This is a genomic window from Pseudomonas sp. RG1 (assembly GCF_025910115.1).
GTDB lineage: Bacteria > Pseudomonadota > Gammaproteobacteria > Pseudomonadales > Pseudomonadaceae > Aquipseudomonas > Aquipseudomonas atacamensis.
In genome coordinates, this window is record NZ_JAPCIK010000057.1 from 1 (window position 1) to 1,590 (window position 1,590).

Annotated in this window: 1 pseudogene; it reads right to left on the reverse strand. The window is 60.8% G+C overall.

Features of this window, described 5'->3' with window-relative positions:
- Nucleotides 1–1,590: pseudogene (locus OK411_RS26985) on the reverse strand (hypothetical protein); the annotation flags it as partial.

A 1,590-nucleotide genomic window follows, 5' to 3' on the forward strand; every position in this document is an offset into this window, starting at 1 on the left:
GCCGCGCGTTTGATTTGGTATTTGGCGATCACCGTCCCGCCTTCGTTGCCCTTGATCCACTTGGCGTCGATAGGGAACGGCACTTCCTTGCCAGCGGTGAGTTCGTTCAGCTTGATCGAGTCGCGGTATTCGCCCGTGATTGAACCGATCCAGAACATGAAGACTTCGTCGCCGGTCACTGTTTCCGTGTAGATCACCGTCAGGGTGGTGCCGGCGGTGTCGGCAGGCAGGACGCCATCGACCACGCCGGCCACCTGCGGTTGAGGCAGTTCCAGACGTGGTTTGCCGACTCGCAGGATGTCGGTGTGAATCGACTCGCGAACGGCGCGGGTGGCCTCGAACGGGTTCAGCGTGTCGAGCACTGTATCCGGGATCTGTAATTGGTAATAGAACTCCGCGGTGCCACCGTTGACCGGGTTCAGGTGCGCGCCATCAATGCTGTACAACAACGGTTCGGCTGCGACGATATCGTTGTGGGTGATGGGCCGAGTCGGCAGGTCTGGCAGGTAAGGCTTGAGGCCTGGCGTGGTGCCGAGCATGACTATCGTGAGGACCTGGCCTTCGGCGAAGGATTTGTCGAAAGGGATCTCGAGTTCTACTCGGTCCAGCGTCGGGTCCAGCGACCCGGAGTTCTCATCCGGCAAGATCGGCGCGGCCAGGCGCTTGACTTCGCCGATGGCGCGGATGAACTGGCTTTTGGAACGTAATTCAGCGGAGCCGTCGGCTTTTTCCAGGCGATACGACAAGGTGATCTGGGACTTGGCCAACTGGCGCAGCACGGCGTTGGGCGCCATGATTTCCATGATGCTCGGCACACTTTCCAGCTTCACGCCTGCTGAAGGTTCCCAATCAATCGGCGGCCCTTCGACCGGCGTGCCCTTGATCCTGATGAATACAAGGTCACCGATTTTGAACTTGTTCGTGTCCATGGCGATAATCTGCACGGTGCCGTCAGCATCGCCCAGCTTGTCAACGTCCAGTACGTTGTTCACCGTTTCCTTGAGCAACGGGGCGTCCGCCCGAGTCGTATCCACCGCCACCGGCACACGCTGCTCGGGGCTCCAGTCCTCGGAACGGTTGAACACGCAGTCGTACACCTCGAACACCACGGCCACGCCGGGAGCGTCGGCATCACCGGCCTCGCGGATGTCGGCTTCTTCAACTTTCACGATGATCAGCGTTTTGCCTTGGGCCTGCTCCTCGGTCAGCGGATCGCTGTAGACGTAGACGCCGCCCCAGCTGACGCGACAGACATCGCCGGCCGCGGCGAAGGGATAGGGCGGCGTGCCATCGTTGTTGCCGATGGTGATCGGCGCGCCCGCTGCCACGTTGCCTGCGTGGATGCCTTCAAGAATGTCCTGAGGAATGATCATGACCAGTTTGGAATGCCCGCCGTCGCCGTTGTCATCGTGCCCGCCCGGACGAGTGAGTTTGACCCGCACCTGCATGACTTCGGACGGTTGATCCGTGCCGCCCAAAGGCTTGACCACATAGGATGCCGCGAACTGGCCATCGACCATGTGTCGAGGGGGCACGAACATGCTCAGTTGCGTGCCGACCTCGTCTTGGTCGACGGTTTCAACCCAGACG